Origin of the sequence: Cognatiluteimonas profundi (assembly GCF_009792795.1) — a bacterium.
Taxonomy (GTDB): domain Bacteria; phylum Pseudomonadota; class Gammaproteobacteria; order Xanthomonadales; family Xanthomonadaceae; genus Cognatiluteimonas; species Cognatiluteimonas profundi.
Genome location: NZ_VKHQ01000003.1, coordinates 595,066 through 621,892, shown reverse-complemented (window position 1 = coordinate 621,892; position 26,827 = coordinate 595,066). Strand labels below are relative to the sequence as shown.

26 protein-coding genes and 2 tRNA genes are annotated in these 26,827 nt (G+C 66.5%); 21 read left to right on the top strand and 7 right to left on the bottom strand.

What is annotated here, in order from left to right; all coding sequences use genetic code 11:
- Positions 1-3 precede the first annotated feature (3 nt).
- The 5 genes from GST15_RS04935 to radA all read left to right on the top strand — a co-directional run bounded on the left by GST15_RS04935 (position 4) and on the right by radA (position 5,314).
- Positions 4-1,209 carry a glycosyltransferase family 4 protein gene (locus GST15_RS04935; protein WP_159016111.1) on the top strand — a complete coding sequence of 402 codons (1,206 nt, stop codon included), beginning with the start codon at positions 4-6 and terminating at the stop codon, positions 1,207-1,209.
- A 13-nt stretch (positions 1,210-1,222) separates the two neighbouring features.
- Positions 1,223-2,029, top strand: coding sequence for a YdcF family protein (locus GST15_RS04930; RefSeq protein WP_159016110.1), 807 nt, complete (start codon positions 1,223-1,225; stop codon positions 2,027-2,029).
- A 231-nt stretch (positions 2,030-2,260) separates the two neighbouring features.
- Complete coding sequence (locus tag GST15_RS04925; RefSeq protein WP_233263050.1) at positions 2,261-3,358, top strand: polysaccharide biosynthesis/export family protein; 1,098 nt, start codon at positions 2,261-2,263, stop codon at positions 3,356-3,358.
- 200 nt (positions 3,359-3,558) lie between these two features.
- A complete protein-coding gene (locus GST15_RS04920) occupies positions 3,559-3,813 on the top strand; it encodes a hypothetical protein (protein ID WP_159016109.1) in 255 nt (84 codons plus the stop codon).
- 112 nt (positions 3,814-3,925) lie between these two features.
- On the top strand, positions 3,926-5,314 hold the full coding sequence (radA, locus tag GST15_RS04915; protein ID WP_199268713.1) for a DNA repair protein RadA: 1,389 nt from the start codon (positions 3,926-3,928) through the stop codon (positions 5,312-5,314).
- A gap of 57 nt (positions 5,315-5,371) precedes the next feature.
- Here the strand turns inward: radA and GST15_RS04910 are convergent, their stop codons facing one another.
- From GST15_RS04910 to GST15_RS04890, 5 genes are all read right to left on the bottom strand, one after another.
- Entirely contained in the window at positions 5,372-6,934 is a 1,563-nt protein-coding gene (locus tag GST15_RS04910; RefSeq protein ID WP_159016108.1) for a DHA2 family efflux MFS transporter permease subunit, read from the bottom strand.
- A gap of 5 nt (positions 6,935-6,939) precedes the next feature.
- Positions 6,940-8,127: an HlyD/EmrA/EmrK family protein gene (locus tag GST15_RS04905; RefSeq protein ID WP_159016107.1), complete on the bottom strand. Its 1,188-nt coding sequence runs from the start codon at positions 8,125-8,127 to the stop codon at positions 6,940-6,942.
- Positions 8,124-9,536 carry an efflux transporter outer membrane subunit gene (locus tag GST15_RS04900; protein ID WP_233263049.1) on the bottom strand — a complete coding sequence of 471 codons (1,413 nt, stop codon included), beginning with the start codon at positions 9,534-9,536 and terminating at the stop codon, positions 8,124-8,126. Before GST15_RS04900 ends, GST15_RS04905 begins: the two co-directional genes overlap by 4 nt.
- 59 nt (positions 9,537-9,595) lie before the next feature.
- Positions 9,596-10,048 carry a MarR family winged helix-turn-helix transcriptional regulator gene (locus GST15_RS04895; protein ID WP_159016105.1) on the bottom strand — a complete coding sequence of 151 codons (453 nt, stop codon included), beginning with the start codon at positions 10,046-10,048 and terminating at the stop codon, positions 9,596-9,598.
- 82 nt (positions 10,049-10,130) lie between these two features.
- Positions 10,131-10,919, bottom strand: a complete 789-nt coding sequence (locus tag GST15_RS04890; RefSeq protein WP_159016104.1) for a cytochrome C assembly family protein — start codon at positions 10,917-10,919, stop codon at positions 10,131-10,133.
- A gap of 101 nt (positions 10,920-11,020) precedes the next feature.
- Between GST15_RS04890 and ffh the strand changes: the two genes are divergently transcribed.
- From ffh to GST15_RS04860, 6 genes are all read left to right on the top strand, one after another.
- Positions 11,021-12,388 (top strand): signal recognition particle protein, encoded by a 1,368-nt coding sequence (gene ffh / locus GST15_RS04885; protein WP_159016103.1) that lies wholly within the window; start codon positions 11,021-11,023, stop codon positions 12,386-12,388.
- A 340-nt stretch (positions 12,389-12,728) separates the two neighbouring features.
- Complete coding sequence (rpsP, locus tag GST15_RS04880; protein ID WP_159016102.1) at positions 12,729-13,001, top strand: 30S ribosomal protein S16; 273 nt, start codon at positions 12,729-12,731, stop codon at positions 12,999-13,001.
- Between the two features lie 64 nt (positions 13,002-13,065).
- On the top strand, positions 13,066-13,560 hold the full coding sequence (gene rimM / locus GST15_RS04875; protein ID WP_233263080.1) for a ribosome maturation factor RimM: 495 nt from the start codon (positions 13,066-13,068) through the stop codon (positions 13,558-13,560).
- A gap of 11 nt (positions 13,561-13,571) precedes the next feature.
- Positions 13,572-14,345, top strand: coding sequence for a tRNA (guanosine(37)-N1)-methyltransferase TrmD (gene trmD / locus GST15_RS04870; protein ID WP_159016100.1), 774 nt, complete (start codon positions 13,572-13,574; stop codon positions 14,343-14,345).
- Positions 14,346-14,466: 121 nt separating this feature from the next.
- Positions 14,467-14,862, top strand: a complete 396-nt coding sequence (gene rplS / locus GST15_RS04865; protein ID WP_159016099.1) for a 50S ribosomal protein L19 — start codon at positions 14,467-14,469, stop codon at positions 14,860-14,862.
- 227 nt (positions 14,863-15,089) lie between these two features.
- The gene (locus GST15_RS04860) at positions 15,090-15,494 is read left to right on the top strand and encodes an RNA-binding S4 domain-containing protein (RefSeq protein WP_233263048.1); all 405 of its coding nucleotides are present in this window, start codon (positions 15,090-15,092) and stop codon (positions 15,492-15,494) included.
- Here the strand turns inward: GST15_RS04860 and GST15_RS04855 are convergent.
- Together GST15_RS04855 and mutS are read right to left on the bottom strand one after the other, a co-directional pair.
- On the bottom strand, positions 15,489-16,142 hold the full coding sequence (locus tag GST15_RS04855; protein WP_159016098.1) for a DUF937 domain-containing protein: 654 nt from the start codon (positions 16,140-16,142) through the stop codon (positions 15,489-15,491). The two genes, GST15_RS04860 and GST15_RS04855, sit on opposite strands and share 6 nt — an antisense overlap.
- A gap of 73 nt (positions 16,143-16,215) precedes the next feature.
- Positions 16,216-18,819, bottom strand: a complete 2,604-nt coding sequence (gene mutS / locus GST15_RS04850; RefSeq protein WP_159016097.1) for a DNA mismatch repair protein MutS — start codon at positions 18,817-18,819, stop codon at positions 16,216-16,218.
- A gap of 208 nt (positions 18,820-19,027) precedes the next feature.
- On the opposite strand from mutS, the gene GST15_RS04845 reads away from it, so the two are divergent.
- The 10 genes from GST15_RS04845 (at position 19,028) to GST15_RS04800 (ending at position 26,815) form a co-directional block, all read left to right on the top strand.
- Positions 19,028-19,411 (top strand): DUF302 domain-containing protein, encoded by a 384-nt coding sequence (locus GST15_RS04845; RefSeq protein WP_159016096.1) that lies wholly within the window; start codon positions 19,028-19,030, stop codon positions 19,409-19,411.
- Between the two features lie 95 nt (positions 19,412-19,506).
- Positions 19,507-20,421 carry a cation diffusion facilitator family transporter gene (locus GST15_RS04840; protein WP_159016095.1) on the top strand — a complete coding sequence of 305 codons (915 nt, stop codon included), beginning with the start codon at positions 19,507-19,509 and terminating at the stop codon, positions 20,419-20,421.
- Positions 20,422-20,506: 85 nt separating this feature from the next.
- Positions 20,507-21,004 carry a CinA family protein gene (locus GST15_RS04835; protein ID WP_159016094.1) on the top strand — a complete coding sequence of 166 codons (498 nt, stop codon included), beginning with the start codon at positions 20,507-20,509 and terminating at the stop codon, positions 21,002-21,004.
- Positions 21,005-21,049: 45 nt separating this feature from the next.
- A complete protein-coding gene (gene lexA / locus GST15_RS04830) occupies positions 21,050-21,703 on the top strand; it encodes a transcriptional repressor LexA (RefSeq protein WP_159016093.1) in 654 nt (217 codons plus the stop codon).
- 167 nt (positions 21,704-21,870) lie between these two features.
- The gene (gene recA, locus GST15_RS04825; protein WP_159016092.1) at positions 21,871-22,902 is read left to right on the top strand and encodes a recombinase RecA; all 1,032 of its coding nucleotides are present in this window, start codon (positions 21,871-21,873) and stop codon (positions 22,900-22,902) included.
- Positions 22,903-22,929: 27 nt separating this feature from the next.
- Complete coding sequence (locus tag GST15_RS04820; protein ID WP_159016091.1) at positions 22,930-23,427, top strand: regulatory protein RecX; 498 nt, start codon at positions 22,930-22,932, stop codon at positions 23,425-23,427.
- Positions 23,428-23,545: 118 nt separating this feature from the next.
- Positions 23,546-26,191 carry an alanine--tRNA ligase gene (gene alaS, locus GST15_RS04815; protein ID WP_159016090.1) on the top strand — a complete coding sequence of 882 codons (2,646 nt, stop codon included), beginning with the start codon at positions 23,546-23,548 and terminating at the stop codon, positions 26,189-26,191.
- Between the two features lie 130 nt (positions 26,192-26,321).
- The gene (gene csrA / locus GST15_RS04810; protein WP_159016089.1) at positions 26,322-26,549 is read left to right on the top strand and encodes a carbon storage regulator CsrA; all 228 of its coding nucleotides are present in this window, start codon (positions 26,322-26,324) and stop codon (positions 26,547-26,549) included.
- Positions 26,550-26,588: 39 nt separating this feature from the next.
- Positions 26,589-26,681: transfer RNA gene (locus GST15_RS04805), tRNA-Ser, on the top strand.
- A 57-nt stretch (positions 26,682-26,738) separates the two neighbouring features.
- Positions 26,739-26,815 (top strand) — tRNA-Arg (locus GST15_RS04800).
- The last annotated feature ends 12 nt before the right edge of the window (positions 26,816-26,827 follow it).

The window sequence follows — 26,827 nt, the reverse complement described above, 5'->3', positions numbered from 1 at the left end:
ACAATGAAGTTCGTTCTCTACGCCAACACCGACTGGTACCTCTACAACTTCCGGTTGTCGACGGCACTGGAGCTGATGGCGCACGGACACGAAGTGGTGATGCTGTCGCCGCCGGGGGAGTTCGGCGGGCGATTCGCCGGCCATGGATTGCGCTGGATCACGCTTGACATGGATCGCGCGAGCCTGAATCCGATGCGTGAGCTGCTGACTGTCCATCGGCTGGCGCGGGTATTGAAGGCCGAGCGCCCCGATGTGCTGCACAACTTCACGGTCAAGTGCGCGGTGTATGGCGCGATGGCAGCGCGCATGGCGCGAACTCCCGTCGTCATCAATGCCGTGGCGGGCATGGGTTACGTCTTCACCAGCGACCGTGCGCTCGCGCGGGCCCTGCGGCCGGTCGTCAAGCTGCTGATGCGCGGCACGCTTGGCGGCAGGAGATCGCGACTGATCCTGCAGAATCCCGACGACGCGGAAGCGTTCGTCAGCTCGCGCATGGTCCCGCTGGAGCAGATCCGCGTCATCCGCAGTTCCGGCGTCAACATCAGTCGCTTCACCCCGGTCGAGCGACCGGCCGGGCGCCCGCCGCTGCGCGTCGTGCTCGCCGCGCGCCTGTTGTGGGAAAAAGGTATCGGCGAATACGTCGAGGCGGCACGCCTGCTGAAACAGGAGGGCAGGAGCATCGATTTCCGGATCGCCGGAACGCCCGATCCCGGCAATCCGCGTTCGGTCGGCCACGAGCAGGTCGAGGCCTGGGTCAGGGAAGGGTGCGTCACCTGGCTTGGTCATGTCGACGACATGCCTGCATTGCTGCGTTCGGTCGACGTCATGGCGCTCCCCAGTTACTACCGCGAGGGCGTGCCGAAAAGCCTGATCGAAGGCGCGGCCTGCGGCTTGGCGCTGGTGACAACCAACATGGCCGGCTGCCGTGAAGTCGTGGGCACGCACGGCGTGGACGGCCTGCACGTCGAGCCGCGCAGCGCGCACTCGCTTGCCGATGCGCTCAGGCAACTGGACGACGATCGCGCGTTGCTGGCGAGGCTGGGCGATTGCGCACGCGAGAAGGCACTGGCGGAATTCGACGAACGATCGGTGATCGCCAGGACCATCGCCGTGTACGACGAATTGCTGCTCGATCGCAGCGTGGGGTCGGCTGCGGGCAGGCCGCCGTCCGCGCCGGTCGACTACTGCGACCAGCGCGCGCCGTCCTGACCGCGTTGTCGCCATGAACCTGCACAAACTGCTTGTCACGCTCACCTATCCGCTTGCCTTGTCGGCGGTACTGCTCGCGCTGGCCCTCGTGGTCCTGCTGCTGCGCCAGCGCAAGCTGGCCGTGGCCTTTGGCGCGATGGCGCTGGGCTGGTCCCTGCTCTGGTCGGTGCCGGCATTCTCGGATTGGTTGCGCCAGTCACTCGAGCGACGGCATCCCGTCGTGGCCGAAGCCACGCTCCCGCGCGCGGATGCCATCGTCGTGCTGGGGGGCGGCTCGTATGAGTGGACCGCGCGCCCGGACGTCGGTCCGGACGACCTCGTCCACAGCCGACTCGCGGCAGGGGCCCGCGCCTGGCTGGGGGGGCGCGCGCCAATCATCATCCTGTCCGGCGGTCGCGGCAGGCCAGGCCATACGGAGGCCGACCTGATGGCGCAGGCCATCGGCAGGCTGGGGATCCCCGCATCGGCCCTGCTGCTGGAGCAGCACAGCAGGAATACGCGCGACAACGCCGTCTTCACTGCCCAGCTCGCCCGGCAGCATGGCGTGCATCGGGTCCTGCTGGTGACCTCCTCGCTGCATATGCCGCGGGCGAGCCTGTTGTTCCGCGATGCAGGCGTGGAGGTGGTTCCCGTCTCGGTGCCGGAGCCTGAATTCGCGCCGATGGATTGGGAGCAGCGCTGGCTCCCGACCCGCAGCGCGTTATGGCGCAGCGGCCGCGCGCTGAAGGAGTACGCGGGCCTCCTGGACGTGAAAATCGAGAATCGGGTGGACGGGCCGGAGCCTGGCGGCCGGACGAACTGCCATTGCGGCGGACGTTGACTCCCGGCGTCGGGCATCTGGACCCGAATTTCACATCATGAACGCGGGATGCACGCTTAGGCTTCCGTTCACGGTTGCGTTGAGTGGACGCTGCCGTTGAAACAAGCAGGCGCGGTCCGTCGCTTCGGGACCACGTCCCCACACAACCGGCATGTTCGCGCGTCGTGATGCGTGATCCAGGTATTCGAACGAATCGACTGCCGGTGCCTTTTGGTCAACGAGGATGCCAACGTGAACAACTTGCTTCGTGCTTTTGCAATGCCGACGGTCGCCGTCGTCCTGCTCGGCGGGTGCATGGGTCAGCAGCTGTCGACAGGCGAGACGCCCCGCGTCAATTTGATCGAGACCGGTGAGGTCAAGGTGGTCCCGATCACCCCGGAACTCGTCGCCAACAGCACGGCCGGCATGCAGGCCCAGCAGGTTCCGGCCGAGTTGGCCAGTTACCGTCCCGAGTCGTACCGGATCCAGCCGGGCGACACCTTGCTGGTGACCGTGTGGGATCACCCGGAACTGACCGCTCCGGCTGGTTCGCAGCAGCAGGCTGTCTCCAACGGCCGGCAGGTGCAGCCGGATGGTTCGTTCTTCTTTCCCTACGCGGGCAAGATCAACGTGACCGGCATGACCATCGAGAAAGTCCGCAGCACGCTTGCGAGCAAGCTCGGCCGTTACCTCAACGATCCGCAGGTCGACCTCAACGTCGTGGGTTACGGCAGCCGCGTATCGATGCAGGGTGCTTTCACCAATACCGCCCCGCAGGAAATCACCCCGGTGCCGCTGACCTTGTCGCAGGCGGTCGGACGTGCGGGTATCAATGCAGAGCAGGCCGACATCTCCGGCCTGGTGCTGGTGCGCGATGGCAAGAGTTACCGGCTCGACCAGGACGCACTCAATCGCAATGGCACCATTGCGCCAGACATTTACCTGAAGCCGGGCGACCAGGTCTACCTGCCGTTCAACGACCGCAAGGAGGTCTATGTCGTCGGTGAGGTGACCAAGCCCCAGGCGATCAACTTCAAGACCACCGACATGACGCTGACGCAGGCGCTCGGTCGCGCAGGCGGCCTGGACCCGACCACCTCCAATGCCAGCGCCGTGTACGTCATCCGCGGCATGCAGGGCATGGAACGGGCGCCCGGGACGGTGTATCACCTGAACGCAAAGTCGCCCGTCGCGTTCGTCCTTGCCGATCGGTTCCTGCTGCAGCCGGGCGACGTCGTGTTCGTCGGGCAGGCGGGCATCACGCGCTGGAATCGCTTCGTGAGCCAGTTGCTGCCGTTCTCCGGTGTCCTGCGCAATGCGGTGAGCGCCGGCAACAACGTCGGCTTGTGATCCACGACGCCTGAACGGGGCGGCTTGCAGGTGATCTCCGGGAAAGGCCCGCCAGGCGGGCCTTTCCCGATGCCAGCAGTGCGGCGAAGGGCTTGACGTCCGGTGTGGCGAACCTACACTTTCATTTCAAACCTTCTGGTCGGGCTGCGGCGACGCGGTCCGATCGCTGCTAGCTGACGACGCGAAAGCGGGGAACATCGATGGATCCAATTTCGCTCGAAGACCTGGCATTGCTCGAGGTGCTGCAACGGGTCGACCAGCATGTGCTGCTGACCGATTCCGATAGCGCGATCCGCCAGCGGATGGTTGAAAGCGGCCTCATCTCGGAGGGCGATTACGGCCTCGAACTGACCACGGCCGGGATCGAACTGTGCAAGTCGCTGCAGCACCGCGTCGCCGCCGACGCGCAGGCCGCCAGGATCGTGCAGCAGCGCGAGGAAGCGCAGTCGCTGTAAGCCTACCGGCGTCCACGGACCCGTCGACGCTGCCCATCGCCACCATGGCGATCTCTCCGGGTGCGAATGCGTCCGGTTACAGTGGCAGCCCCAACATCATTCCGGTTTCCCGATGGCCAAGGCCGTGACGGTCAAGTCGCGCTCGACGTATGTCTGTGGCGAGTGCGGTGCGGACCACAACAAGTGGCAAGGGCAATGCGGAGAGTGCGGCGCATGGAATTCGCTCAGCGAATTCTCGGTGCAGTCCGCGGCCCGACCCGCGGCCGCCCGGCGCGATGGCTGGGCAGGGAAGGTGGACGCCCAACGCGTCACCGCTTTGAAGGACGTCGTGCAGAACGAGCAGTCGCGCGTGTCCACCGGCATCGGTGAATTCGATCGCGTACTCGGCGGAGGGCTGGTCGAAGGGGCGGTGGTGCTGGTCGGCGGCGATCCCGGCATCGGCAAGTCGACCCTGTTGCTGCAAGCCGTCGCCTCGATGGCGTCCACGCTTCCCGGGCTGTATGTCACCGGCGAGGAATCGCTGGCGCAGGTCGCCGGTCGCGCCGTGCGCCTGGGCCTGTCGATCGACGGCGTGCACGCATTGGCCGAAACCGGCGTGGAGCGCATCCTCGAGCACGCCAGCGCGATGCGGCCCAAGGTCATCGTCGCCGACTCCGTGCAGACCCTGTGGACCGAGCAGCTCAGTGCCGCGCCCGGTTCGGTGAGCCAGGTGCGCGAATCCGCCGCGCGGCTGGTCCGCTACGCGAAGGAAACCGGCACGGCGGTCTTCCTCATCGGCCATGTCACCAAGGAGGGCGGCATCGCCGGGCCTCGCGTGCTCGAGCACATGGTCGACGCCGTGCTGTATTTCGAGGGCGAAAGCGGCAGCCGCTTCCGGGTGTTGCGTGCCTTCAAGAATCGCTTCGGCGCCGTCAACGAGCTCGGCGTTTTCGCCATGGGCGAAAAAGGCCTGCGCGAAGTTCCCAACCCATCGGCGATCTTCCTGTCGGGCGGCAGCACGCCGCAAGCGGGCAGTTGCGTGACGGTGACGCGCGAGGGCACGCGACCATTGCTGGTCGAGGTGCAGGCGCTGGTCGATTCCTCGCCATTGTCCAACCCGCGACGGGTTGCGGTCGGGCTGGAGCAGAACCGGCTGGCCATGTTGCTGGCCGTGCTGCACCGGCATGGCGGCATCGGCGTCGGCGACCAGGACGTCTTCGTCAACGTCGTCGGCGGCATCCGCCTGCAGGAAACCGCCGCGGACCTGCCGGTGCTGCTCGCGGTGCTGTCGTCGCTGCGCGACAAGCCATTGGCCGACAAGACGGTCGCGTTCGGCGAAGTCGGATTGTCCGGCGAGATCCGCCCGGTTCCCAATGGCGAAGAACGCCTGCGCGAAGCGGCAACGCATGGATTCAAACGCGCGATCGTGCCGAAGGCGAACGCGCCGAAGTCGGGAAGCTACAAGGGGCTGGAGGTCATTGCGGTCGAACGGCTGGTGGATGCCCTGGCCGCCGTCGACTGACTGCCGAAGGCGCCGACGCGATCATCGAAACCGCCCGTCCGGCGTTGCGCACCCGGCTCAGTGCGCGGCTGCGCTCGATGCCTTGGCCGCGAACGGTGGCTTGGCGATCCAGACGAAGGCGATCACGATCAGGAACATGATTCCGAGCAGGTGGAAGATCTCGTTGAAGCCGATCTGCGCCGCCTGCTGGGAGATCATCTGGTTGAGCATGACCGCGCCGCGTTGCGTATCGGCGCCACCCAACGCATCCACGGCCTGCCGCACCACCGGATCGTATGCGCCGATGTGCTCGGTCAACTGGGCATGATGGACGATCGTGCGCTGGTTCCAGGCCCACGTCGTCAGCGACGCGGCGAAGCTGCCGCCAAGGGTGCGCACGAAGGTCGCAAGACCGGACCCCGCGGCGATTTCGTGCGGCTCCAGGTCCGAGAGCAGGATCGTCAGCACCGGCATGAAGAACAACGCGACGCCCAATCCCTGCCATAGCTGGACCATGGCGACATGCTGGAAATCCACATCCAGGTTGAAGCTCGACCGCACGAAGCTCGTGAACGCCATCACCACGAACGCAAAGCTCGCGACCACGCGCAGGTCGAAACGCGCCGCGTACAGGCCTACGAACGGCGTCAGCAACACCGGCAGGATGCCGATGGGAGCGGTGGCGTAGCCGGCCCAGATCGCGGTGTATCCCAGGTTGCGCTGCAGCCATAGCGGCACCAGCAAACCGACGGAGAAGAACGCCGCGTAGGCCGTGACCATCGCGATGGTGCCGGCGGTGAAATTGCGGTGGCGGAACAATCGCAGGTTGACGATCGGGTCGCGGTCGGTGAGTTCCCAGATCAGGAATACCGCCAGCGCGATCACCGCGACGACCGCGAGCATCACGATCTTGGTCGAGTTGAACCAGTCCTCGTCATTGCCCAGGTCGAGCAGGATCTGCAATGCGCCGACGCCGAGCACCAGCGTGGCCAGGCCGATGTAATCCATCTTCGGCTTTTCCAGCCGTTCCGGCCGTCCCTTGAGCTGGCGCCCGACGACCACGCTGGAAAAGATCCCGATGGGGATGTTGATGAAGAAGATCCATTCCCAGCTGTAGTTGTCGGTGATCCAGCCGCCCAGGATCGGGCCGGCGATCGGTGCCACGACGGTCACCATCGCCAGCAGCGCGATCGCCTGCCCACGTTTGTGCGGCGGATAGATCGAGATCAGCAGCGCCTGCGTTACCGGATACATCGGTCCGGCGACGAATCCCTGCAGCGCGCGCGCCAGCACCAGGAAACCCATGCTGTTGGCCAGGCCGCACAGCAGCGATGCCGCCACGAATGCCAGCGTCGCCCACATGAACAACTTGCGCTCGCCGAATCGCCGCGTCATGAATCCGGTCAGCGGCAGCGCGATCGCATTGCTGACCGCGAAGGACGTGATGACCCACGTCGCCTGGTTGGCGCTCGCACCGAGGTTGCCCGAGATCGCCGGCAACGACACGTTGGCGATGGTGGTGTCGAGCACCTGCATGAACGACGCCAGCGCCAGGCCGATCGTCGCCAGCGCGAGGCTGGGCGGCTGGAATCCCGCTTGCGGCGCCGGCACGGCGCCGACGGTGGCGGCGTTCGCTGACATCGGGATCAGCCGTGCCGTGGGTTTGGCAGGTTGTCCCGGATGATCCGCGCGATCACGGCATCCGCATCACGCAGTTGCTGTGCGAAAACCTGCGTGGACAGCACCGGCTTGGCGGGCACCGCCGCAGGCAGCACCGGCCCGGACTGGTCGCGGATGGTGACGTCCGTGGACATGCTCATGCCCAGTCGCAGCGGATGCTCGGCGAGCTGCTTTGGATCCAGTTCGATCCGAACCGGCACGCGCTGCACGATCTTGATCCAGTTGCCGCTGGCGTTCTGCGCAGGCAGCAGTGAAAACGCCGCGCCGGTGCCCAGCCCCAGGCTGACGAGCCGGCCCTTGTAGGTGACGTCGCTGCCATAGAGATCGGAGGTCAGTTCGACCGGCTGGCCCAGTCGCATGCGCCCGAGTTGGGTTTCCTTGAAGTTGGCGTCGACCCAGACCTGTTCCAGCGGAATGACGGTCATCAATGGCGTGCCGGGCTGCACGCGCTGGCCGAGCTGCACGCTGCGCTTGGCGACATATCCGGACACGGGCGCGATGATCGCCGCGCGCTGCAGGTTGAGGTAGGCCAGTCGCAACTGCCCGGCTGCGGCCTGCACCTGCGGCTGGTCGGAGAGCGTGGTGGAATCCACCAGCGCGCTGCTGCGCGACAACTCGCCGCGCGAGGACGACAGCGCTGCTTCGGCGGCCGACAGCGCTTCACGCGCATGCGCCAACTCCTCCGCCGAGACCGCGCCGGTGGCGACCAGCCCGCTGCGCCGCTGCACGTCGGCGCGTGCCTTCTGCACGTTGACCTGCTCGGCGGCGATGTCGGCGCGTCCGGACTCGACGGTGCTGTACAGGCCGCGCACCTGGCGCACGGTGTTGGCGAGGTTCGCGACAGCCTGCCCGTAGGCGACGCTGGCGTCGTTGGGGTCGAGTTGCACCAGCACCTGTCCGGCCTGGACCTTCATGCCGTCGTCGGCGCCGATGCTGACCACCGTGCCGGCCACCTGCGAGGTGATGCTGACGACATTGCCCTGCACGTAGGCATCGTCCGTGCCTTCGTGCCAGCGGCCAACGAGGAAATACCACAGCCCCCAGCCGATGCCGGCGGCAATGACGACGGCGACCAGGATGAACAATGCGCGCTTGCGCTTGCTCGGCTTGCGCTTCGCAGGTTCTGCCGCGTTGGGATTCAGTTCGGTGGTCATTGCGCGATGGCCTTGGCTGGTTCGGTGATTGGGGTGGTGGCGGCGAGGTCGAGGCCGCCGCCAAGCGCGCGATCGAGGTCGACGGTGGCCGCGAGCCGCTGCGCGTGCAGCGCGGCGAGTTGCTGTTCGGATTGCAGCAGCGGTTGTTGCGCGACAAGCACGTCCAGCTGCGTGGCGAGGCCGGCGCGGTAGCGGATCTGCGCGAGTTGCCATGCCGCCTTCGCGGAGGCCTGCGCGCGTTGCGCGGATGCGATCTGCGCGTCGAGCGAGCGCGCCGACTGCAGCGCGTCAGCGACCTGCTGCAGCGCGGACACGAGGATCTGGTTGTAGTCGGCGACCGCCAGGTCGTAATCGGCGTCGCTCCTGGCCAGCTGGTTGCGCAGACCGCCGCCATCGAAGATCGGCAGGCTGATCGCCGGCCCGCCCTGCACCAGCAATGCCTTGCTGCTGAGGAGATCGGAGAGGCCACCCGATGCCAGCCCGAGCATTCCCGACAGGTTGACCGTCGGATAGAACGCCGCCTTGCTTGCGCGGATGCCCTGGGATGCCGCTTCGACACGCCAGCGCGCGGCGACGACGTCGGCGCGATGGCCGAGCAATTCGCTCGGCAGCACCGCGGGCACGCCGGGCGAGGGCGCCGTCAACACCGTGGGTCGCGTGATTGCCAATCCGGCATCCGGTCCCTTGCCGAGCAGTGCAGCCAGGGCATTGCGTGCAGCGGCGATGTGCTGCTGCGCCGCCTCGACCTGTTGCGACGCGCTGGCGACGCCACCTTCGGCCTGGCGCACCGGCAACTGGCTGTCGAGCCCGGCCTTGACGCGTTGACCGGCCAGCGACAGCAGGTGCGAGGCGCGATCCTTGTCGGCCACCGCGACGTCCTGCGCCGCGAAGGCCTGCGCGAGCGTGATGTAGGTCGAGACGACGTTGCTCGCCAGCGCCACGCGAGCGGCCTGGGCGTCGACCTGGGCAGCGTGCGCCTGGCCCAGGGCCGCTTGCCACTTCGCACGTCGCACTCCCCAGAAATCCGGGTCGTACTTCAAATCGAGGTTGAGCAGGATGACGCCCGTGTAGGCGCCGCCGAGCGGTGCCGGCGCGACGGTTTCGGGAATCCGGATTCCCGAGTACTGCGCGCCCACGCCGAGCTGGGGCTTGCGCGCCGAGTCGGCGAGCCCGGCCTGGGCGATGGCCTGGCGCAGGCGCGCGTCGGCAACGTCCAGGGTCGGCGTGCCCTGCAAGGCCTGCGCCACCAGTGCATCGAGTTGCGGATCGCCGAACGCCATCCACCAGTCATTGGAGGGAAAGTCCGCGGGCGAGAACGCACCGAAGCTGCGTCCGGCAGACAGCTGGTCGGCATCGGTCGGGTGGCCTTCGGGAGCAAGCCCGTGCGTGCTCGCGCAGCCGGCCAGCATGACGGCGAGGGCGGCTGCCGCAACGCGCGCAGTATTGGAAAACCGGTCGCAAGGCATGGTCAGTCGTCCGAATAGAGGTTGTCGCGAACCTGCTCCAGCAGGCGGGTCAGTCGCTCCACGTCGGCTTCGCCCAGGCCGCGCATTGCGCGCTGCCTGACCCGAAGCCCCAGATGGTTGACCTCTTCCCACATGGCACGGCCGGTATCGGTCAGGTGGATATGCAGCGCGCGGCGATCGGCCGGATCCGCGACACGCGCGACGTAACCGCGTGCCTCCAGCTTGTCCAGCAGGCGCGTCATCGCTCCGGGGTCCAGCTGGGCGGAGCGCGCGAGCTCGGTCACGCTCGCCGTGCCATGGGCCAGCTCCTTGAGCACGATGTACTGGCTGAAGGTCAGCTCATGGCCGGCGCCGGCGAGTTCGTGCTCCATGCGCGCCCACATGCCGTCCCGGAGCTGCCGGAACAGCAGTCCGAGGGTGGAGCCGGTGCAGCTGGATGTCGGGGGGAGCTTCATGGCGGAGCGCATGATTCCCGCCCGAACAATATTTGTCAATGCAAATATTGTTACTACAAGGACGTGCGGCCGCCGGACCTGTTCAGGAAGCGTGGGGCAGCACGACCTCAAGCGCGAATTTGCTGCCGAAAAACGCCAGGACCAGCAGGGCCATGGCCGACAGCGTCCAGCGCACGGCCGTCGTCCCGCGCCAGCCGTAGCGCCATCGGCCCAGCAACAGTCCCCCAAACAGCAACCAGGACAACACGCTGAGGACGGTCTTCTGCACCAGTTGCTGTTGGAGGAGGTTCTCCACGAACAGCACGCCGGTCAGCAGGGTTGCCGTGAGCAGGATGAAGCCCACGCCAATCGTGCGGAACAGGAGCAATTCGAGCTCGGTCAGTGGCGGCAGCGCGCGCAGCCATCCGTGGAACCGGCGCCGTCGCAGCGCGCGTTCCTGTGCCCACAGCATCGAGGCCAGGATGGCCGCGATGGCCAGCGTGGCGTACGCGAGCAGGGCGCACCAGGCGTGGAGTTGCAGGCGCCAGTCCAATCCTTCGGGCCGGACGTGGCCGTAGCCGGCATAACCGAGCAGCGACAGCGCCGCCATCGGGAACACAACGACGCCCAGGGCCGCCATGCGCCCGGCAGCGCCAAACAGGGTCGTCAGCGCGGCCATTCCCAGCCCGACCAGCGACAGCGCCGCGAAAAAGTGCAGATCCAGCCCATTCGCCTCACGCCAGGCCGCGACGTGGAAGCCGGCGTGGGCCAGCAGTGCCAGCACGGCGGGCGCGGTCCAGCTGGTGGGTTCGGCGATGCCGCGCGACAGCGAGCGCACGAGCATCGCCGTGGCGATCGCGTAGAGGACGACGGCGAGCAGGGTGAAGGTCATCGTGGAAGTGTCGCATTAGCGTCGGCTGCTGCGAAGGCGCGGGCGCGCATCGGGCGCGCCCTTATAATTCGCGATCCCCTTGCACCGACGCGATCCCGACGATGTTCGAATCCCTGACCCAGCGCCTGTCCGGCACCATGACCCGCCTGCGCGGGCGCGGCCGCCTGACCGAGGAAAACATCCGCGAAGCCACCCGCGAGGTGCGCATCGCGTTGCTCGAGGCCGATGTCGCGCTGCCCGTGGTGCAGGCGCTGATCGAGCGCATCAAGGTCCGCGCCGTCGGCCAGGAAGTCCTGAAGTCGCTGACGCCGGGCCAGGCCCTGATCAAGGTCGTGCGCGACGAATTGACCGCGGTGATGGGCGCGCAGGCCAGCGACCTGAACCTCAACGTGCCGGCGCCCGCTGTCTTCCTCATGGCCGGCCTGCAGGGCGCAGGCAAGACGACGACCGTCGCCAAGCTCGCCAAGCACCTGAAGGAACGCCGCAAGAAGAAGGTGATGGTGGTGTCGGCCGACGTCTATCGTCCCGCAGCGATCGAACAGCTGCAGACGCTGGCCAAACAGGTCGACGTGCTGTTCTTCCCGTCGTCGGCCGACCAGAAGCCGGAGGACATCGTGCGCGCCGCGATTGCCGATGCGCGCAGGTCCTACGTCGACGTCGTCATCGTCGACACCGCCGGTCGCCTTGCGATCGACGCGGCGATGATGGCGGAGATCAAGGCGTTGCATGCGGCAATCAATCCGGTCGAGACGCTGTTCGTGGTCGATGCGATGACCGGCCAGGATGCCGCCGTCACCGCCAAGGCCTTCGGCGAAGCGCTGCCGTTGACCGGCGTGATCCTCACCAAGACCGATGGCGATGCGCGTGGTGGCGCCGCGCTGTCTGTGCGTTACGTCACCGGACGCCCGATCAAGTTCATTGGCACCAGCGAAAAGCCCGACGGGCTGGATGTCTTCCATCCCGATCGCCTCGCCAGCCGCATCCTCGACATGGGCGACGTGCTGTCGCTGGTCGAGCAGGTCGAGCAGCAGGTCGACAAGGACAAGGCGCAGAAGCTCGCGGAGAAAGTCGCCAAGGGCAAGAAGTTCGACCTCAACGACATGCGCGACCAGCTTGAGCAGATGCAGAGCATGGGCGGGCTGTCCGGCCTGATGGACAAGCTGCCGGGCATGGGCCAGATCCCGGATCACGTCAAGGCGCAGGTCACCGGCAAGGAAGTGCCGCGCATGGTCGCGATCATCAATTCGATGACGAAGAAAGAGCGTCGCAATCCGGCGCTGCTCAACGGCTCACGCCGTGCCCGCATCGCCAAGGGCTCGGGCATGGGTCCGGCCGACGTCAACAAGCTGATGAAGCAGTACCAGCAGATGGAAAAGATGATGAGCAAGATGGGCCGCGGCGGCATGAAGGGGCTCATGCGCGGCATGCAGGGAATGATGGGCGGACGTGGCGGGATGCCGTTCCGCTGAGCCATCGCGGGCTGTTCCAGTCCTTGCCGGTTGCTCATGCCCGGGAGCGCCGGCCTGACGGTGCCCCGGGAAGGGATGGACGCCAGCCATTCGTGGGGCGCGGGGCCAGAGAACACCACGATTCCGCGGTTGGAGTGCGCTCCCGGCGGGGTCCGGTGTTTGCCCCGGCGCGCATTGCCAATGCGCCGCCTGACAGGGCGACCAGCAACGCCGTCACTCCACTGACTCCAGGAACTGGCCGGGGCAGGAAGCGGCGGGTTTCACCTCGGCCTTCGATGCCTTACAATGCCCGGCTTACCTCGGCACGTCCGCCGACTGGGCAACACGGGAACATCAGCACATGGTCAAGATCCGCCTGACGCGTGGCGGCGCCAAGAAGCGCCCCTTCTACCACATCATCGTCACCGACAGCCGCAGCGCACGCGACGGCCGCAACATCGAGCGCTTGGGGTACTACAACCCGATCGCGACCGGTGGCGAGAAGCGCGTCGAGCTCGACGCCGAGCGGGTGAAGTTCTGGGTGGGGCAGGGCGCGCAGATGACCGACAAGGTCGCCGACCTGTACAAGCAGCTCGGCAAGGCTGGCGACCAGCCGGCCGCAGCCGCGGCCTGATCCACTGGCCGCATCCTCGCGCGGCCACTGACCGATGGAATCCACTCGCCCCGCTCCGCAGGGAATGATCCTGCTGGGCCGGGTGCTCGGTGCTTTTGGCGTGCGCGGCGAACTGAAGCTGGAATCGTTCACCGAGCCCAAGTCAGCGATCTTCCACTACCAGCCCTGGACCCTGCGCGACGCGCAGGGGCGTGAGCGCACGCTTGCGCAGGCACGTGGTCGTGAAACCGCGAAAGGCCTGGTCGCGACCTTCCCCGGCATCGACGATCGCGATTCGGCCGAAGCCCTGCGTGGCACCGAGGTCTACGCACCACGCAGTGCCCTGCCGCCACCGCCGCCCGGCGAGTATTACTGGGTCGACCTGGAAGGCCTGCGCGTGGTGAACCTGGAAGGCGTCGATTTCGGCACGGTATCGCACCTGTTCTCGACCGGGTCCAACGACGTGCTGGTCGCGCGGGGCGACCGCGAGCGCATGATTCCGTTCCTCGAGCCGGACTACGTCAGGTCGGTGGATTTCGAGGCCGGCCTGGTGACCGTCGATTGGGACGCCGATTTCTAGGAATGCCTGCAATGCGCGTCGATGTCGTCAGCCTGTTTCCTGAGTTCGTGGCGCAGGTCGCCGGACACGGCGTGGTCGGACGCGCGCAGGAGCGCGGGCTGTTGTCGATCCACGGCTGGAATCCGCGCGACTTCGCCACCGGCAATTATCGCCGCGTCGACGAGCGTCCCTTTGGTGGCGGGCCCGGCATGGTGATGCTGATCGATCCCCTGCGTGACTGCATCCAGGCAGCGCGCGAGGCGGATCCGGCGCCGGCGACAGTCATCTATCTCAGCCCGCAGGGCGAGCGACTGACACAGGCCAAGGTGCGCGAGCTGGCCGGCCGGGACCGCGTCATCCTCCTGTGTGGCCGCTATGAAGGAGTCGACGAACGCCTGGTCGCGGCCGAGGTCGACGAGGAGCTGTCGATCGGCGATTACGTGCTGTCCGGCGGCGAACTCGCGGCAGCCGTGCTGATCGATGCGGTTGCCCGACTGCAGGCCGGCGCGCTGAACGACAGCGAATCGGCGGCCCAGGACAGTTTCGAGCCCGCCGATGACGCCGGTTCACTGTTGCTGGACTGCCCGCATTTCACCCGGCCGGTGGAGCATGAGCTGGGAACCGTGCCCGCCGTCCTGATGTCCGGCAACCATGCCGACATTGCCCGCTGGCGGCGCCAGCAGGCCCTTGGCCGGACGTGGTTGCGGCGACCGGACCTGGTCGATCCCTCGACCCTGTCCAAGGCCGACCGGCAACTCCTGGATGCCTTCCTTGCCGAGTCCGCCTCCGATCCCAGCAGCACGTAAGCCCCTAGCACCGCAGGAAATTTTGCCGCTATAATGAGCGGCTTAGCTCCACCCATGCCCGACGCGGGTCCACGTGCACTCGCGCTTCCACACCGCCTCCAAGCACCCAACAGGCCGAGTCATGAACAAGCCCTCGATCCACACGCTGCTGCAGAACTTCGAAACCGAACAGGTCCAGCGCGAATTGCCTGACTTTGGTCCCGGCGACACCGTCGTCGTCAACGTCAAGGTCAAGGAAGGCAACCGCGAGCGCGTGCAGGCCTATGAGGGCGTGGTCATCGCCAAGAAGAACGGCGGTCTGAATTCCGCGTTCACCGTGCGCAAGATTTCGCATGGCTTCGGCGTCGAGCGCGTCTTCCAGACCCACAGCGCGATCATCGAATCGGTGCTGGTCAAGCGCCGCGGTGCTGTCCGTGCCGGCAAGCTGTATTACCTGCGTGGCCTCGAAGGCAAGAAGGCGCGCATCAAGGAAGACCTCGCCGGGAATGCCAAGGCCAAGGCAGACGCGAAAGCCTGATCTTCCCGTCAGTGTCAGCGAGCGGCCGCCCTGGGGCGGCCGTTTGCGTTTCAGGGGGGGGGATTCCGGTTTCGTCGGCAATCCGCAGCCAGCGCACGGGATTACGGAGCGGGGATTTGGCGTCTGCGAGTTGTCAGCGCATTCATCGCCGCGGCGAGCATCAGTGCCGGCGAGCAGGCGAGCCCATCCGGGTTGCCGGCATGCTGCGCAGCCGGTAGTTTGCCCTGGTGACCGAGGACTCCATTCCAGGTGCGGTGCGTCTCGACCAGTGGCTCTGGGCGGCGCGTTTTTTCAAGACGCGCAGCATCGCGCGACAGGCCGTGGACACGGGCAAGGTGGATGTCGGTGGCCAACGCGCAAAACCCGCGCGCGTCGTGCGCACAGGCGACGAACTGCGCATCGTGCGCGGCGAGGAGACCTTCGCGGTGGTGGTCCGGGCGACCAGCGCGCGGCGGGGATCGGCCAGCGTCGCGCAGGGCCTGTACGAGGAGCCGGAAAACTCGCGCCTGCGTCGCGAGGCCGAACGCGCCACGCGTGCTGCGCAGCGCGCCGGCTACCAGGCGCCAATCGTCAAGCCGGACAAGCGCGCACGTCGCCTGATCCGTGCGCTCGGGGATATCGATGCGCTATAGCCGGTGACTCGGCTGCTGGCCAAGGCCGCCCAGTACCGATCCACCCGCCTTCAGCAGGTCGGAGAAATCGACAGTGCCATCGCCGTTGCGATCGAGCACTGCGCCGAGCAGGCCGCCCGACTGGCGTTGTGCATGTTCGGCTTCCTGCCCAAGCACGTCGCTGAGAACCTGCGGGGACGCCGGCGCAGCCGCCGATGGGGCGGTCGATGCATCGGATGCAGCCGCCTGGCGACGATCGAACATGCGCTTGGCGACGTAGGCCATCGCGATCGGCGCCAACCAGCGCAACAACACGTGCGCCTTGTCCTGCCCGATGCCGGTGGTCTGGCCGACGGCTTGTTCGGCGCGCGGCGTCCGATCGCCGAAGACGTGGCCGAGGATCTGGCTGCCCTGTCCACCGCCACCCAGCACCGATCCGAGCACATTGCCGACGTCCTGGCCGGAATGATCGCGCTGCAACGCGCCGTACAGCGATTGCGCGCCCTGTGGCTGGCTGGCATTGCGGCCAAGTGCACCGAGCAGCAGTGGCAGCGCGGCGCCGATCGCGGCGCTGGCCTGCGACGGCGTGATGCCGAGGTGTTGCGCAATCTGTTGCGCGGGACCGCCTTCCAGCGTGTTGGCGAGATCGGAGGACAGGGGAGTCGTCATCGTGCGTTCCTTGGGGGACGGTAACGCACACGCTATTCCGCACGTTGTTAGCGTGCCGCAAAAACGCGGATGTTCAGCCCAGCAGCTTCAGGCGGTACAGCGCTTCGAGTGCCTGCTTTGGCGAGAGCTCATCGGGCTCCAGCGCGGCGAGCGCTTCCAGCACGGCCGATGACGGCGCGAACAACCCGATCTGTTGCGGTGCGTCCAGCGCCATGGCTGTCATCGGTGTTGAAGGTGCGTCACGGCCCTGCTGTTCGAGTTCGGCCAGGCGTGCGCGCGCCTGGCGCACGACCGATTTCGGCAGGCCGGCCAACGCAGCGACCTGCAGTCCGAAGCTGCGATTGGCCGGACCATCCTTGACGGCATGCATGAAGACCAGCGCGTCCCCATGCTCGACCGCATCCAGGTGCACGTTGGCGATGCCGCTGCCCGGTTCGGCAAGCGCGGTGAGTTCGAAATAGTGCGTGGCGAACAGCGTATAGGCGCGATTGACGGATGCCAGGTGACGCGCGCAGGCGTCGGCGAGGGCCAGGCCATCGTAGGTCGACGTGCCACGGCCGATTTCGTCCATGAGGACCAGCGACTCCGACGTCGCGTGATGCAGGATGTAGCTGGTCTCGCTCATCTCGACCATGAATGTCGATTGCCCGCGCGCCAGGTCGTCGCCGGCGCCGATGCGCGTGAGGATGCGGTCGATCGGTCCGATCAGCGCGCGCGTGGCCGGCACGAAGCTGCCGATGTGCGCGAGCAGCACGATCAGCGCGTTCTGCCGCATGTACGTCGACTTGCCGCCCATGTTCGGCCCGGTGATGACGAGCATGCGCACGTCGGGACGTTCGGGCAGGCAGTCGAGCACCAGGTCGTTGGGTGCGAAAGGCTCGTCGCGGACCGCCTCGACAACCGGATGCCGGCCGCCTTCGATTCGCAGTCCGGGGCTGTCGGCGAGTTCGGGCTGCGTCCAGTCCAGCGCCTGCGCACGCTCGGCGAAGCACACGAGTACGTCGAGTTCGGCGAGCGCCGAAGCGCAGCGCCGCAAGGGCTCCAGTTGCTCGTTGAGTCGATCCAGCAGTTCTTCGTACAGGCCCTTCTCGCGAGCCAGGGCGCGCTCGCGCGCCGAAAGCACCTTGTCCTCGAAGGACTTCAACTCCTCCGTGATGTAGCGCTCGGCGCCGGTGAGCGTCTGCCGGCGCGTGTAATGCACCGGCGCGCGGTCGGCCTGGCCCTTGCTGATCTCGATGAAATAACCGTGCACGCGGTTGTAGCCGACCTTGAGGCTCGCAATGCCGCTGGCCGCCCGTTCGCGCGCCTCGAGGTCGACGAGGAACTGATCCGCATTGGTCGACAGGCGCCGCAATTCATCCAGTTCCGCATCATGGCCGTCGGCAAAGACGCCGCCGTCGCGCGCAAGCACGGGTGGCTGTTCCGCGATCGCGGAGGCGAGAAGCCGCGCGATGCCGTCGTGCTCGCCCAGTTCCGTGGCAAGCGACTGCAGCAGCGGCGAGTCGAGCGGGGCAAGCAACGCGCGGAATGCCGGAAGCAGCGCGAGACCGTCGCGCAGCGTCGACAGGTCGCGTGGCCGTGCGCTGCGCAATGCGATGCGGGAGAGGATGCGCTCCATGTCGCCGATCGCGCGGAAGCGTTCACGCAGTGCGTCGAAGGCGCGCGCGTCCAGTAGCGTCGCGACCGCGTGGTGGCGCAATCGCAATGTCGATCGGTCGCGCAGCGGCCGATGCAGCCAGCGCCGCAGCAGGCGGCCGCCCATGGGCGCGATGGTCGAGTCGAGCACGCCGAGCAACGTGGTCCGGTTGTCGCCGTCGATGCGCGAGTCCAGTTCCAGGTGCCGCCGCGTCGCGGCATTCATGGCGATCGCGCCGTCGACGGCTTCGAATGCAATGGCGGTCAGGTGCGGCAGGCGCTGCTTCTGTGTTTCCTCGACGTAGCCGAGCAACGCGCCGGCGGCGGCAATGCTGAGCGGCTTGTCCTCGATGCCGAATCCGGACAGGTCGTGCACGCCGAAGAACTGCCGCAGCTGGCGGCGGCCGCTGTCGCCATCGAACAACCACGGCGCGCGCCGGCGTACGCCGCTGCGTCCGGTGATCGCCGTCGCCCAGCCGTCCTCGTCGGGTAGCAATACTTCGGCTGGTTCAAGACGGGCGAGCTCGGCCTCCAGCGCATCCTCGCCGTCCACCTCCGACACGATGAAGCGCCCGCCGGCCAGGTCGGCCCATGCCAGGCCGTAGCGCGGGGATTTCGGCCCGCTGGCGCCGCGTGCAATGGCGAGCAGCAGAGTGTCGCGTCGCTCGCTGAGCAAGGCGTCGTCGGTGACCGTTCCCGGCGTGACCACGCGCACGACCCTGCGTTCGACCAGTCCCTTTGCGAGTGCCGGATCGCCGATCTGCTCGCAGATCGCGACGGATTCGCCCAGCGCGACCAGGCGCGCGAGATAACCCTCGTGCGCATGCACGGGGACGCCCGCCATCGGAATGGGTTGCCCAGCCGAGTTGCCGCGCTGGGTCAGGGTGATGTCGAGCAGTTTCGCGGCCTTGCGGGCGTCGTCGAAGAACAGCTCGTAGAAATCGCCCATGCGGAAGAACAGCAGCACGTCCGGATAACCCGCCTTGGCGGCAAAGAACTGGCGCATCAGCGGCGAATGCTGGGGCGTGCCCTCGGCATTCATGGAAAACAGACGCTGGTCATGGGTGTCGACGGCTGCCGCGGGACGATGAAAAAGTGTAGAGCAAGCGGGCACCTGAAGCGATTTCGCGCAGTCCGGCGTTGGCTGGCAAGGAGATTTTTACGCGACGTTCCCAGGACTGGGGCATCCTTGCGTCGTTGCCCGGGTGCGCGGTGCCATCGCCGCGACCAGGGGCCCAGGGAGAAGAACCATGCTGTACATCAAGCCGACGTCCAAGACAGTGGACCGCGCATTCGAGGACCTTGAGGCGTCCATTGCCCGAAATGGGTTCGGTCTCCTGCACAGTTACGACTTCCGCAAGACCCTCGGTGAGAAGGGATTCCCGATGGAAAGCGAATGCAGGGTGCTGGAAGTCTGCAATCCGCGACAGGCCAGCGAAGTGCTCGCGGCCGACATGTCGCTCAACATGGCGTTGCCTTGCCGGATATCCGTCTACCAGGATGGCGGGCGGACCCTGATCGGGATGGTCCCGCCGACGGACATGCTGTCCCTGGTTTCGCAGGATCCCGCCATCGCGACGACGGCGATGGAAGTCGAACGCACGATGCGGACGATCATCGACGAAGCCGCCTGAAGTCCCCGGCGAGGCATCGACAAGCACGACTCCAGCCGCTCGGACCATTACAGAGGTGTAATTGTGTCCGTCCGGTGAGTCGCTAGACTTGCCCGATGCATGCGCACGCCGACCATCAAGCCCATTCCCACGAGGTCCGCGATTTTGGTCGCGCGTTCGCGATCGGCATCGGCCTCAACCTGGCATTTGTCGTCGTCGAGGCCATCTTCGGCGGCATCGCGCATTCGCTTGCCCTGCTCGCCGATGCGGGGCACAACCTCAGCGACGTGCTCGGGCTCGTGCTTGCCTGGGGCGCCACGGTACTCGTGCGCCGACTGCCCACGCGACGGCGCACCTATGGCTTGCGCAAGACGTCGATCCTGGCATCGCTGGGCAATGCGCTGTTGTTGCTCATTGCAATATCGGTCATCGCCTGGGAAGCCATCCGTCGCCTGCAGCAGCCAGAGCCGGTCGCCAGCGGCCTGGTGATGGGCGTGGCGGCAGTCGGCATCGTCATCAACGGCCTCACGGCCTGGCTGTTCAGTTCCGGGCGCAAGGGCGACATGAACATCCGCGGCGCCTACCTGCACATGGCGGCCGACGCGGCGGTGTCGGCGGGCGTCGTGCTGGCGGCCCTGGCCATGCGATACACCGGCTGGCTGTGGCTGGATCCGGCGGTCAGCCTGGTGATCATCGCGGTGATCGGCTGGAGCACATGGGGATTGCTGCGCGACTCGGTGAATCTCGCGCTGGATGCGGTGCCCCAGGGACTCGATCCGGAGCGGATCGAAAGCTACCTGGCAGGCCTGCCCGGCGTGATGGCGGTCCACGACCTGCATATCTGGGGCATCAGCACCACCGAGTCGGCGCTGACCGTGCACCTGGTGAAGCCCGATGCGACCATCGACGACGCATTGCTCGGACGCATCAACGCGGACCTGCATCACCAGTTCGGCATCGACCACGCGACAGTGCAGTTCGAACTGGGCGACGATGCACATCCGTGCAGCAAGGCATCGATACTCGGTTGATGCCGGCCTTCCCGCCCACGGCGGCGTGACTTTTCCATTCCGGCGCCATGGTTTACAAGGGGCGTCCTGCAACCGGATATCGCCGATGGAAACTCCCTCCGATTTTCAGCTGCAGGCCATGGCGGAGGATGTCGGCGTCCGGTTGCGTGCAGCGCGGCAAATGCTGGTGACTGCCGAAAGCTGCACCGGTGGGTGGATTGCCAAGATCGTCACCGACATCGCCGGGAGCTCGGACTGGTTCGATTGCGGGCTGGTCGCATACAGCTACGAGGCGAAGCAGGCGCTGCTCAGCGTCAGCCCGTACACGCTGGAGACCCACGGCGCGGTCAGTCGCGAGACGGTCATCGAAATGGTCTCCGGCGCACTGGTGCACTCCGGAGCCAGCGTGGCGGTCGCGGTGACCGGCATCGCCGGGCCGGGTGGCGGCACGTCGGACAAGCCTGTGGGCACTGTCTGGGTGGCATGGAAGCGGCGGGGAGGCTATCCGCAGGCGCGACTGTTCCACTTCGAGGGTGATCGGGAAGCCGTGCGGCGGCAGACCGTGGCCGCTGCCCTGGCTGGGCTCGCCGAGCTGGCCGCATGACGACGGCTTGACGCACGCGATCCATGAGTAGTATTACTACTAACCATGGAACTGACCGATACCCAGCACGCCATCCTCGCCCTGATCGGCGAGCGCATCGCCAGCGAGGGCATGCCCCCGTCGCAGGCTGAAATCGCCAAGGCATTCGGCTTCAGCGGCGTGCGCGGAGCGCAATACCACCTCGAGGCACTGGAGGCGGCCGGAGCGATCCAGCGGGTGCCGGGCAGGGCGCGCGGCATCCGGCTGGTCCAGCCGGTGATGCCCGAGCATCCTGATCATGAGCCTCCCGCCGCGGACAGGATCGATGCCGACGATGCCGTCCGCTTGCCGGTGCTGGGGCAGGTCGCGGCAGGCATGCCCATCGGGGCCGATATCGGCTCCGATGCGTTCGTGGTCCTGGATCGCGTCCTGTTCTCGCCGTCACCGGACTACCTGCTCAAGGTCAAGGGCGATTCGATGCGCGACGAAGGCATCTTCGATGGCGACCTGATCGGCGTGCATCGCACCCGCGAAGCGCGATCGGGCCAGATCGTGGTCGCGCGCATCGACGATGAGATCACCGTCAAGCTGCTGAAGATCGGCAAGGACCGGATCCGCCTGCTGCCGCGCAATCCCGACTACGCACCGATCGAGGTCATGCCCGACCAGGACTTCGCCATCGAAGGCCTCTATTGCGGCCTGGTCCGGCCGAATCGATGAGCCAGGCCTGCGCCTGCGGCAATTTCCGACGCGCCCGTGCGGTGTTGTCGGCCTGTCCCCGCACGCGACCCCTCGCTATTGTTTTTGCAGGGCCGTCGCAATCTCAGTCTGCGCGACGTCCACCCGCCAAGCTCTTCCACACCCGCTGACCACCCAAGGAATCCACGATGGACGAAAACAAGAAGCGCGCCCTGTCGGCGGCACTGAGCCAGATCGAGAAGCAGTTCGGCAAGGGCTCCGTCATGCGGATGGGCGATCGCGTCGCCGAGGCCTGGGAAGTCATCCCGACCGGCTCCCTGCTGCTGGACATCGCGCTGGGCATCGGTGGTTTTCCGAAAGGCCGCGTCGTGGAGGTCTACGGTCCTGAGTCCTCGGGCAAGACCACGCTGACGCTGCAGGCCATCGCGCAATGCCAGAAGGCGGGCGGCACGGCGGCGTTCGTGGATGCCGAGCACGCGCTCGATCCGGGCTACGCGGCCAAGCTGGGCGTCAACGTCGACGACCTGCTGGTGTCGCAGCCCGATACCGGCGAACAGGCCCTGGAAATCTGCGACATGCTGGTGCGCTCCAACGCGGTCGACATGGTGGTCGTCGATTCGGTGGCGGCGCTGACGCCCAAGGCCGAAATCGAGGGCGAGATGGGCGACGTGCTCCCGGGCCTGCAGGCGCGCCTGATGAGCCAGGCCCTGCGCAAGCTCACCGGCAACATCAAGCGCAGCAACTGCACGGTGGTCTTCATCAACCAGTTGCGCATGAAGATCGGCCAGATGATGCCCGGCCAGAGTCCAGAGGTGACGACAGGTGGCAACGCGCTGAAGTTCTATGCATCCGTCCGTATCGATATCCGTCGCATCGGCTCGATCAAGAAGGGCGATGAGATCATCGGCAACCAGACCAAGATCAAGGTCGTCAAGAACAAGATGGCACCGCCTTTCAAGGTCGTCCTGACGGAGATCCTGTATGGCGAAGGCATTTCACGCGAGGGCGAACTGATCGACATGGGTGTCGACGCCAAGCTCGTCGAAAAGGCGGGCGCCTGGTACAGCTACGGCGATGAGCGTATCGGCCAGGGCAAGGAAAATGCCCGCCAGTACCTCAAGGAAAATCCCGCGGTTGCCGTCCGGCTCGAGGCAGCCATCCGCGACAAGTTCGTGCCGAAGGACGTCGCCCCGAAAGCACCGGAAGTGATCGAGGAATAAGCGACAAGCGTCTGGTAGCCAACACAGATGGTTGATTCGGCCCAGCCCGAAAAAACCTCGCGACGCCGGCGTGAGGTCACGCCGGCGCAACGCGCGCTCGCCCTGCTCGTGCGACGGGAGCACTCGCGCAAGGAGCTGGCCCTCAAGTTGCGTGCGCGCGGTATCGAGGCGGCCGAGGCCGACGCGGCCGTCGAGAGGATGGCCAGTGCCGGCTGGCAGGATGACGCGCGTTTCGCCTGCAGCCTGGTGCGGACCCGTGCCGCCGCCGGTTATGGCCCGATCCACATCCGGGCGGAGCTGGCCAGTCACGGGATCGGCCATGAGGCTATTGGGGCGGCCTTCAGTGCGCTGTCAGAGGCCGGGGACGACGATTGGCGCGCCCGTGCGCGGGCGCTGGTGCTGCGGCGCTTTGGCAGCCAGGACAGCCTCCCGCTGCCAATGCAGCGAAAGGCGGCGGACTTCCTGCTGCGACGCGGTTATGACAGCGACTGCATCCGCTTTGCCATCGGGAATGATGGGGATTGATGCGGGCTGGCCGGCGGCCGGTCTGCTAACCTAAACGGCATTGGGTTGACCGCCTCCGCTGCGTCCGCATATTGACGGCTCGCGGCCCGGCACTGCGCCCGCCAGCCATTGATCCCAGATGAAGACCACCTCCGAAATCCGCAGCGATTTCCTCGCCTTTTTCCGCGAAAAAGGCCACACCATCGTCCCGTCGGCACCGCTGGTTCCCGGCAACGACCCGACCTTGCTGTTCACCAACTCGGGCATGGTGCAATTCAAGGACGTGTTCCTTGGTGCAGAGAAGCGTTCGTACGTGCGTGCGGCCGACGTGCAGCGCTGCCTGCGCGCGGGTGGCAAGCACAACGACCTGGACCAGGTCGGGTATACGGCACGCCACCATACGTTCTTCGAAATGCTGGGGAACTGGTCGTTCGGTGATTACTTCAAGCGCGAAGCGATCGCCTGGGCCTGGGAGCTGCTGACGGACGTCTGGAAGATCCCGGCCGAGCGCCTGCTGGTCACGGTCTACCACACCGACGAAGAAGCGCACGGCATCTGGCGCAACGAGATCGGCCTGCCGGATGACCGCATCATCCGCATCGCCGACAACAAGGGCGCGCCCTACGCGTCGGACAATTTCTGGCAGATGGCGGACACCGGCCCCTGCGGCCCGTGCACCGAGATCTTCTACGACCACGGGGCGCATATCGCCGGCGGTCCGCCGGGCTCGCCGGATGAGGATGGCGATCGCTACATCGAGATCTGGAACCTGGTGTTCATGCAGTTCGATCGCCAACCCGACGGCAGCCTGCAGTCCTTGCCGGCGCCGTGCGTGGATACCGGCATGGGCCTGGAACGGCTGGCTGCCGTGCTGCAAGGCAAGCACGGCAATTACGAGATCGACCTGTTCCATCACCTGATCGCCGCCGCCGCCGCGCTGACCGGTACGCAGGACATCGACAACAAGTCCCTGCGTGTCATCGCCGACCACATCCGCGCGTGCAGTTTCCTGATCGTCGATGGCGTGCTGCCTTCCAACGAAGGACGCGGCTACGTCCTGCGCCGCATCATCCGCCGCGCGGTCCGGCATTTCTGGAAACTGGGTACGTCGGGTGGAGAGGGCTACTTCTGGCGCCTCGTCGGTCCCTTGTGCGACGTGATGGGCGACGCCTACCCGGAGCTCGTGCAACAACGCGCATTGGTCGAGCGTGCACTCAAGGCGGAAGAAGCCGCATTCGCGCAGACGCTCGACTCGGCGATGCTGCGGCTGGAGGCATTCCGCAGCGCGTCCAACGGACTCATCGACGGCGAGCAGCTGTTCCAGTTGCACGACACCTACGGCTGTCCGCCTGACCTGATTGCCGACATCCTGCGCGAGCAGGGTGGCGAGCTGGCGCCGTCGGCCATGGCCGATTACGAGCAGCTGATGGAGCAGCAGCGGGATCGCGCGCGCGCTGCGGGCAAGTTCGGGGGTGGCGTGAGCCTGCCGGCCGAGCTCGTTTCCAAGCTGGAGCCGACGGAATTCCTGGGTTACGACAGCCTGGCCGCCGACGGCCTTGTCATCGTCGGCCTGCTCAGGGAGGGCCGCCCGGTCGACGCGATCAATGCCGGTGACAGCGCGGTTGTATTGCTCGACCGCACGCCGTTCTATGCGGAGAGCGGCGGGCAGGTTGGTGACGAAGGCGAGCTGGACGCGTCGGGAGCGCATTTCACCGTGCGTGATGTCCAGAAGCTCGCAGGGCAGTTCCATGGGCACGTCGGACAGTTGGACAGCGGGACCCTGCGCATCGGTGATCGCGTCGCCGGCGCGGTGGATGCGTCGCGCCGTTCGGCGACGATCCGCAACCACAGCGCCACGCACCTGCTCCATGCCGCACTCAGGCGCGTGCTGGGAACCCATGTGTCGCAGAAGGGATCGCTGGTGGCGCCGGACCGTTTGCGCTTCGACTTCTCCCACTTCCAGCCGGTCACGGCACGGGAGATGAGCACCATCGAAGGCATCGTGAATGCCGACATCCGCGCCAACCATCCCATCGAGACCCACCACATGGGCATGCAGGAGGCGATGGATTTCGGCGCCATGGCGCTGTTTGGCGAAAAGTACGGCGAGCGCGTGCGCGTGCTGCGCATGGGCGACGCCTCCATCGAATTGTGCGGCGGGACGCATGTCACCCGAACCGGCGACATCGGCCTGTTCAAGATCGTTTCCGAAAGTGGCGTCTCGGCTGGCGTGCGCCGGATCGAAGCCATGAGCGGTGAGGGCGCGCTCGATCACGTGGCCCAGCAGGAGCAGCGCCTGGACGAGGCCGCCCGCCTGCTCGGCGCTCCGGCGACCGAAGTCGGCGACAAATTGCGTGCGTTGCTGGATCGCCAGAAACGACTGGAGCGGGAGCTCGAGGCCGCCAAGGGCAAGCTGGCGTCCGGTGCCACCGCGGATCTCGCCCAGCAGGCGACGCTGGTGGGAGGCGTGCGTGTGCTCGCTGCCCGGATCGAGGGCCTGGATGCCAAGGCGCTGCGCGAAGCGGTCGACAGGCTCAAACAGCAGTTGGGCGACGCCGTCGTGGTGCTGGCGGGTGTGGCCGACGGCAAGGCCGCACTGGTTGCCGGCGTCAGCGGCGCTGCGGCTGGGCGGGTCAAGGCCGGGGAATTGCTGGCGCACATTGCCGGCCTGACCGGGGGCAAGGGAGGCGGCAGGGCGGATCTGGCGCAGGGCGGGGGTAACGACGGCCCGGCGCTCATCAGTGCGCTGGATGGCGTCTGCGAGTGGGTGGCCGAACGCCTTTGAACCGGAACCGCGACCGTTTTCCCTTGTCGCGCCCCGCGTCCGATATTATGTTGGCGGATCACCGACGGCCCGGGTCATCAATGACTGATGTGCACACCCGGATGAGCCGCCCGGTTACTGGAGTATTCCCATGCTGATCCTGACGCGCCGCGTCGGCGAAACTTTGATGATTGGTGACTCGGTCACCGTCACCGTGCTTGGTGTCAAGGGCAACCAGGTCCGGATCGGCATCAATGCGCCGAAGGACGTTGCCGTACATCGTGAAGAGATCTACCAGCGGATCCAGCGCGGTGACGAGGTCGATGGAACCACCCCGCATTCCGACGCAGCGCCGGGTAATTTGCCGCAGCAGGGTTGAGACGGTATTCTTTCGCGCTCGCGGAGCGTCACCCGCGTTGGAGACTTGCCCGAGAGGCCGAAGGGGCTCCCCTGCTAAGGGAGTATGGGGTCAAAAACTCCATCGAGGGTTCGAATCCCTCAGTCTCCGCCAGATTTCATCGTAAAAAAATTGACGGAATCCCTATCGATTCTGCACAATTCCGCTTCTGCGCCCGTAGCTCAGCTGGATAGAGCACCAGGCTACGAACTTGGGGGTCGGAGGTTCGAATCCTTCCGGGCGCACCAAAACACGAAAGC